This window comes from Argonema galeatum A003/A1 (assembly GCF_023333595.1).
GTDB lineage: Bacteria > Cyanobacteriota > Cyanobacteriia > Cyanobacteriales > Aerosakkonemataceae > Argonema > Argonema galeatum.
Genome location: NZ_JAIQZM010000072.1, coordinates 1 through 8,330, shown reverse-complemented (window position 1 = coordinate 8,330; position 8,330 = coordinate 1). Strand labels below are relative to the sequence as shown.

At 44.7% G+C, this 8,330-nt stretch carries 3 protein-coding genes; 1 reads left to right on the top strand and 2 read right to left on the bottom strand.

Annotation, left to right across the window (positions count from 1 at the left end):
• A partial coding sequence (locus LAY41_RS31615) for a beta strand repeat-containing protein (RefSeq protein WP_249106617.1) occupies nt 1-4,668 on the bottom strand: 4,668 nt, incomplete at its 3' end.
• A 779-nt stretch (nt 4,669-5,447) separates the two neighbouring features.
• Nucleotides 5,448-5,978, bottom strand: coding sequence for a pentapeptide repeat-containing protein (locus tag LAY41_RS31605; RefSeq protein ID WP_249106612.1), 531 nt, complete (start codon nt 5,976-5,978; stop codon nt 5,448-5,450).
• Nucleotides 5,979-6,316: 338 nt separating this feature from the next.
• On the opposite strand from LAY41_RS31605, the gene LAY41_RS31600 reads away from it, so the two are divergent.
• Entirely contained in the window at nt 6,317-8,158 is a 1,842-nt protein-coding gene (locus LAY41_RS31600; RefSeq protein ID WP_249106610.1) for an ABC transporter ATP-binding protein, read from the top strand.
• Nucleotides 8,159-8,330: the final 172 nt, after the last annotated feature.

Here is an 8,330-nt window from a genome sequence, read left to right as displayed (position 1 = left end):
AATTGAACCTTTGTTGCTATCGAGGGTAATGTTACCTCCCGCGCCGCTGATGCCAGTATCTTGTCCTGAAATTACAGCGGATGTGATAATATTGCCAAAGGCAATGATATCGATCGCACCGCCATTACCCGCAGTTGAACTAGAATCAAAATCTCCTGAAGTTAGATTTCCACTGTTGCTGTTGAGGTTAATCTTTCCTCCAGTTCCCGATCCTTTCACGCCAGATGAGATTTTATTGCTTACTGTAATATCGTTTTCTGAATCGAGAGTAATCGCACCGCCATTTCCTGTTGAAGTGGAATCTGCGTTTGCACTAGAAGAATCGATCGCTACTTCTGCTGTATCGGTAATTGCAATATTTCCGCCACTGGTAATCTCGACTTTACCACCTTCATTACTAGCCGCAGAAATTATTTGTTTTGTTTGAATATTGACTGGCGAAGTTAGATTGATATTCCCACCATTGCCATTCACAGATGAAGCGGCAATCCTACCTGTATTGATTTGGCCATTGTCGCTTTTTACATTAATATTCCCGGCATTTCCAGATGCAAAAACACCCGATTGGATGAAGTCTGTAAAAATGTTGTCGATAGCAGTAATTTCGATAGTCCCACCGCTACTAAAGCCACCAGCAGCATTTATTGATGTTGTGGTAATTGAACCTTTGTTGCTATCGAGGGTAATGTTACCTCCCGCGCCGCTGATGCCAGTATCTTGTCCTGAAATTACAGAGGATGTGATAATATTGCCTTTGGCAAGGAGTTCGATCGCACCTCCATTACCCGCAGTAGAACTAGAGTTCAAGCTACCTTTACTGGTATCAATAGTTCCCTCAGTGCTATGGAGGATAATACTTCCCCCACTACCGCTGCCGGTAGAACTGGCGTTGATGTTGGCAGTTGTGATATCTTTGGGAGAAGTGAGGGCGATCGCACCGCCACCAGCACTTGAGCTAGAATCTAAAGTACCGGCACTGGTATCGATTTTGCCGCTGATACTGGTAATTGCGATCGGGCCACCCGGACTGGTAATAGAACCAGTTTTAACATCCTCATTAGCTAACAGTGTAATAGAGGCATTGTTTGTGCCACCGAGACTGAAACCGCTGATATCGATGGAACCCAAACCTTCAAGCGATCGCAAAATTGTTGAACTATTGAAAACAACATCACCACCCATACTAATCGTACCACTACCGTTGTCTCGTCCGATAGTGATGCTGCTGAACCCCGGTTGCAAGGCGTTGAAGTCAGTTGAGGATATTTCTAAACGGCTTGTATCCGTGTTCCCACCAAGCACGATATTTTGACTAGGCGTTGTTGGTTGAAGTATGAGGTTATTAGTGCCACTTACCGAACTCAAACCTCCATTAAAGTTAATTTCATCCGCTGTTAAAGTCAGTGCGTTGCCGCCTGCATTCAAGTTGTTATTGAATGAAATTGTGGCGTTACCTGCGTTTAATATGGCATTACCATTAAGAGTCACCGGACTGTTAAAAGTTAAGTTGCCGTTAGCGGAGGTAATCTCACCTGCTATCTCGATATTCTTAGCGTTAGTAAAGTCCAGTCCGCCTATTATAGATGTTGTTCCGCCAACATTCCCGTTAAACCGAATCGTACCCGCATTTCCTGCCGTAAGTGTCAGCAGATAATTGCCGTTAACGGTGCCATTAAAATTGATATCGCCCAAATTAGACCCAGTGGTTATGGAGATCGGACTTGTGAGCGTAACTGGGCCATTAAGGTCTATATTTCCACCGTTTCCACCTTCAGGATTACCAGTTGCGATGATATTCCCGGTGGTAATATTGCTGAAGCCATTAATGATAATTTGACCGCCGCTACCAACAAGACTGTTAGCAGAAGTATCGAGTTTACCCGTAGTAACGTTGTTTCCAGTTATAGTGATTTTACCGCCGTTACCTAATGTGCCGCCCCCTTGAGCGGTGATATCACTCGTATTAATATTGCCGTTGACAGCTTTGAGGTCGATATTGCCAGCAGTACCGAAAGAACCAGAGTTTAAAATGCCAGAAGTTGTGCCGATGTTGCCGCTGTTGCTGGTGAGCGAAATACCCGCATCTGAGTTAATATTGCTGGTGTTAACGTCCTGATTTGCTATCAGTGAAATCGAGGCACCCGAACCGCTCAATCCTGTGATAGTTGTCCCGTTGGATCTGATTGAGCCTGCCCCAGATGGAGCTTGAATTGTTACCGGATCTTGGAAAGTAATATTGTCAATAATAGAGATCGTACCACTGCTATCAGCCCGTCCGATCGCGATCGAAGCAAAACCATCTTTCAATTTTGCCAGTTCGTTGGTATTCAAGAAAGTTGTACTATCTGTGCCGCCAATTTCCAGATTGAGTGTGGGGGTTAATGGCTGCAAAAGCAGATTACCGCTACCGCTGATGGAAGTAGAATCGCCAGGATCGAGATTTATACTGTCAGCTGTCAGAGTAATATTTCCAGTACCGGAAGCGATCGCATTCGCAATGCTAATACCGTCGTTATTGGTGCTAGTTCCAGTGAGGCTGATATTTCCGCCGCCAGAATCAAGGGAACCTGGGGAAGAAACAAATATACCAAAGGAAGGATTGGGGCTACTGGTAGTCCCGGTGAAGGTAATATCGCCGCCTTGAGATTTAACCGAGTTACTGATTGCAATACCGTCCGCACCTGTGCCAGTCCCAGTACTATTCCCGATGAAACTAATATCGCCGCCTTGGGATGCGATCGGGCCACTAACAGAAATGCCGTCAGCAAAAGAGTTTACTCCAGAACTACTTCCAGTTAGGCTAATATTCCCATTCTGGGAGTTAATGCTATTAGTAACGAGAATACCTTGCTCTCCAGTGGTATTCCCGTTGAGGACAATATTACCGCTACCGATCGTACTGATAGAACCATCAACTTGGATACCTCGAAAGCTGCCAGTACTGGTTCCATCTATTTGAATACTGCCGTCTGTCGAAGTAATCGATCCAATTACCCAAACTCCCGTTGTAGCGCTGCTTTTCCCAGTCAGCTTAATGTTGCCTGTACCTGAAGATAGCGGCCCATTAAGTAACACGCCACCGGAACTGCCAATCAGATTAATATCACCGTTATTGGTAGTAATGCTACCGTTAACTGTAACGTTATTACCCGCTTCGGCTGTCAGTCCAACACCAGCAGCGGCAATATTAACCGCAGCATCAGCGTTAAAGGTAATTTTGTTGGTTGCTTGTAGGGTTACATTAGTAGCTGCGTTATTAATTAGGGCAACATCGATCGTATTAGATCCCTTATCCGGATCGATAAATTCATCTATAAGATCCAGCAAGTTAAAATCTCCGGCACCAGCTTGAACGGTGATATCTGTAGGATCTAATAAAAGCGTTCCAGCTTTACCATTGGCAGCCAAAGTATTGACGTTTCCCCTAAAGTCCAAAGACTCCCGACCCGATACTTCTACAAAACCACCATTGCCTGAGAAAATACCGCCACGAGCTGTAATAGTGCCAAAAGTACGGTTCGTTTCATTCGCCCAAACAATTACCCGACCGCCATTACCACTTTGCAGCGCGTCTGCATTAATTAACGAATCTTTGCTGACAAAAGTGTGGGACGCATTCGGCACTGTACCCATACCTTTGTAATCGCCGCCAATTAGGACAGTACCCCCACCCGAATTGCCGTCAGCGTTAATATTGGCGCTGACTACACCAATTTTGTTACCCAAAATATTGATTTGACCGCCAGTTTCACCTGAGACGTTGAGGGTGCCGGAAGCGATCGCCGTATTCCCTTCTGTCGGTATCCTAATACCAGAACCCGTTAGCTGTATGCTGCCATCTTGATTAACCGTTATTCCCGTCGCATGACCCCCACTCCCGCCAGTCAGCATTTGCGGTAATGATGCGATCGGGAATGTCCAGTTATTCGGTTGAGTAAGGCTGTTTGCTAGAGGTTCAACTTCCAAACTCAGCACAAAACCAGGTTGACTCAGACGCACCAAGCTTTCGCCGGGAACTGCCATTACAGTAATCGTGCCACCTGGCGCTGACAATTGCCCCGTATTGACAACCGTACCACCCAGCAAAGTTAAATCTTGCCCAACCCCTACTGCCAAATTACCAGAGTTGACAACACTTCCAGGCTGCTTCATGGTAAAAGCAAAGGCATTAGGCATTCCTACCAGTGCCGCATAATTATTTTCCCCAGCTGCGTTAAACCAGTTATTGCCAAAGCCAATTCCGTTGGCTGTAGTTGCCATAAAACCAGCTGGCACATTTAAACTCGCATTAGAGCCAAACACAATACCAGACGGATTTATTAAAAATATGTTAGAATTACCACCCGTAACCTGTATCAGACCATTAATATAAGAAATATTTCCGCCATTTATCCGCGCCAGAATATTTAGGATATTCGGTTGCGATAAAAAATTAGCAATTTGTCCGGTGTTGAGGCCGAATTCGGTGAAACTGTGAAATAAGTTGCTACCATCCCCAGACTTAGTTCCACCCGTGATGTCAAGGCGATTTCCTTCAGGAGTGACGACAGTGCCGGTGCCGTCGGGTGCTGGTACGATGGGTTGTGCCGTAGCCGATGGTGCTGCTAGCGCTAAAGCACCTGCTAAGGAAAAAGAAAGGAAACAGGCACAATTACTGGTAAATGCCATGCTTCGACCTCTGTACTGAGACAGCTGATAATTTTTATTTTTTTAGCTCGATCTCTTTCTTAGCACAGGAAATAGAATTGTCAATGATTTCATCCCAACTATCCCAGACTTAAAAGAGCTGGGTTTACTTTAGAAGTAATTAGTGGACAGGGATAGAGTACAAGAAATTAGCAAAAATACCTTCTATCGGTGGACATATCTACCAGGAGCGTAAGCCTCTATAACCTTTCCAGTGCGAGAGCAAGTCACCATTAAGTAATCGCAAGTGGGACATTGAGTTGTGATTAGATTACTAACGTAGTGACGTTCGCCATAACTGCCGCAGTTGGGACACCGGATCTTCTGTACCATTAGCATTTTAAAATCTCTCAATTTACTCGTTTTTTAAGAAAAAGCCAAAAGCTAGCATCCGTAATTGTCGGTTTGAAAAATCAATTTTTCAGGTAATAGACACCTGGGTTAACCCAGACCCTAAAATTGCAAACTTCTAGCTAAAAAAGGATCGGGCTGTTGCCATTAGTTATAATACTTGATTATGAGGATTTATGCAAAAAGCAGCGATCCCCAATACTTATATTGGCATAAACCCTTGAGACCAGCCCCTATCGCGGGGAAGATACCTAAAAAATAAAGTCTTAATAAACGTTAGAGGCTGTTTGTAAACAAATGAACGTGATTAGAAACCCGGTTTCTTGGAGAAACCGGGTTTCTAAGGGGGCGGCAGTTTTACATTTACTCCCCAGCCGCTTCAACAGCTAATTTAATTGTGTCAAAGCCGATCATTTCCGCTCCTGCTCCGAATCGCGAATTCTGCCATCGGGCATAGTGGTTTTCTTGAGAATAGCTCTGCTTAAGTCTACGCCAATTAAGTTAGCCTCTCGGAGAGTCGTGCCCATCAATTCAGCCCCGCTTAAGTCGGCATTGCTGAGGTCTGCATGGCCCAGAGCGGCAAAACTGAGGCGGGTTAATCTCATATCCGCACCTCTTAAGTCAGCGTTAGTGAGAAAGGCTTGTTTGAGATCGGCCCCTACCAAATAAGCCTGACTCAAGTTGGCGTTGGTCAAATCGGCACGAACAAGTTTGGCACCGGATAGGTTCGCACCTTGTAAGTTAGCACCTGCAAGGTAAGCATTGCGTAGGTCGGCATCGCTGAGATCCATCCGCGCAAGGGGCGCATCGCTGAGGTCGCACCCTCGGCATACCTTTGTTTGTAGCAATATCCTTAAGTGTTGGGGATTATAGGCTCGCGCTGGAGCGGCTAAACCCAAGAAAGTCAACAAGAGAATAGAAGTTAAGAGTTGAAGTTTCATCTTTATCATCTGAAAAAAGCGATCGCGTCTAGTATGGAAGACTTGCTAGCCTCAAGCAGGGTTTCCAGCTCTGCGTTCGCATAGTTCGCCTTCTACAGCTTAAGCGATCGCTAAGTATGAAATTTGCCCCTTTAAAACCGCCAAAGCCCGTCCTATATGAATTTTAGGGTTTGTGGGAACCAGAAGAGAATTTTATTTCAGCTTTATGACTCAAAATTCCTTAAACTATTTCATCCGTGCCATCTTTGTCCTGAAATGCTTCAAAATCTTCGCTCACTTTAACCTTACGAAATACTACAAAATTGCGACAATCTTTACAAATAGATTATACAGAAGATATGAGTCGTCACAAAAAAGCAACCGCCCCAAAACTTCTTTGGCAACGCATACGCCAATCTCTATCATTATTCCAGTACAACGCACGCGCTATAAGCTTAGTCTGGAGTACTAACCGCACCCTCACAATAATTATTGCCACCCTCACCTTAATAGGTGGTTTGCTACCAGCAGCAGTAGCTTACAATGGTAAGTTAATTGTAGATGCAGTAGTCAATGCTTCCCAATCGGGACAAGCAAGCGCACGCTGGTCAGCTTTAGGCTATGTTGGACTAGAGGCTCTCTTCGTCATGCTGTTAACAGGCAGTCAACGAGGTCTTAGTATCTGCCAGTCTTTACTGCGAGTTGAACTCGGTCAAAAAGTCAACGTCCTCATCTTAGAAAAAGCACTCACCCTCGACCTTACCCACTTTGAAGATTCAGAGTTTTACGACAAATTGAATACGGCGCGGCGAGAGGCATCAAGCCGTCCCCTAAGTTTAGTAAACCGTACCTTCAAGCTAGTCCAAGATGCTCTTTCCCTTGTAACATACGGCGGTTTGCTATTGCAATTTTCAGTATGGGCAGTAGCCGTACTCGCTTCCTCCGCCGTACCTGCCTTTATCGCCGAAACTCGCTTTGCAGGAGAAGCTTTTCGCCTATTCCGGTGGCGTTCCCCGGAAACCAGGCAGCAAACTTACTTAGAAACTTTAATTGCCAGGGAAGATTACGCCAAAGAGGTAAAACTTTACCAGTTGGGGCAAATGTTGCTACAACGGTATCGGGACATTTTTCACCGATTGTACGACGAGGATCGAAACTTAACAATACGCCGGGGTGTTTGGGGTTACTTGTTGGGATTGCTGAGTACAGGTGCCTTTTATGTTGCTTACGCTTGGATTGTATTAGAAACCATTTTAGGTCGCATCACCCTTGGCGATATGACCATGTACCTAATGGTTTTCCGCCAAGGACAGTCTACTTTTTCTTCTACTCTTAGTTCCATTGGCGGGATGTACGAAGATAATCTGTATCTATCTAATTTATATGAATTTCTAGAGCAAGACATTCCCAAATCTAAAGGTAAAGCTACCAAAGGTTTAATTGCTAATGATGGTGTTCGTTTCGACAATGTTTACTTCACTTACCCAGGTAGTTCTCAACCTGCTTTAAAGGGAATTTCGCTACACCTGAAACCGGGACAAAAACTGGCGATAGTAGGTGAAAATGGATCGGGCAAAACCACTTTGATTAAGCTTGTAACCCGATTGTACGTGCCTTCATCTGGGCGCATTTTGCTGGATGGTTTGGACTTACAGTCGTGGGATATATCAGTATTGCACCGAAGAATAAGCGTTATTTTCCAGGACTTTGTTCGCTACCAATTCACGGTAGGAGAAAATGTGGGCGTTGGGGATGTGGAAAATTTAGAAGATTTAAGACGTTGGGAGATTGCTTCCGAAAAGGGTCAAGCTAAAGCTTTTATTGAGTCTATGCCTGCTGGCTTTTTTACTCAGTTGGGGCGTTGGTTTAAAGGCGGAACTGAACTTTCTGGCGGACAATGGCAAAAAATAGCTCTTTCACGGACATTTATGCGAAGTGAGGCAGATATTTTGGTGCTGGATGAACCGACAGCAGCAATGGATGCTTTGGCGGAGGCTGAAGTTTTCGATCGCTTATCGAAAGTGACTAAAAATCAGATGGTTGTGCTGATTTCGCACCGTTTTTCTACTGTGCGTATGGCTGATACGATTGTAGTACTGGAAGGAGGATCTGTCGTAGAACAAGGAACTCACGCAGAATTGTTGAAGGCACAGGGACTTTACCAGAAGCTTTTTTCAATTCAGGCAGCGGGATATCAGTAAGAGGCTATATTTCGGTGAATTTATTGCTTTTTCAATACTGTGAAATTTACACATGAATGATTCCAATTGTATTACTTTTTCAAAGTACGATCGCATTAAAAACAAAAAAGCGCCCCCTTTCGGAGAGCGCCTTTTTGTGATTTAATTAGTAGCTACCAATTAACCATTGATA

Excerpts from the sequence above, each read along its gene's own strand:
- LAY41_RS31605 (WP_249106612.1), bottom strand. The coding sequence starts at position 5,978 with ATGAAACTTCAACTCTTAACTTCTATTCTCTTGTTGACTTTCTTGGGT.
- LAY41_RS31600 (WP_249106610.1), top strand. The coding sequence starts at position 6,317 with ATGAGTCGTCACAAAAAAGCAACCGCCCCAAAACTTCTTTGGCAACGC.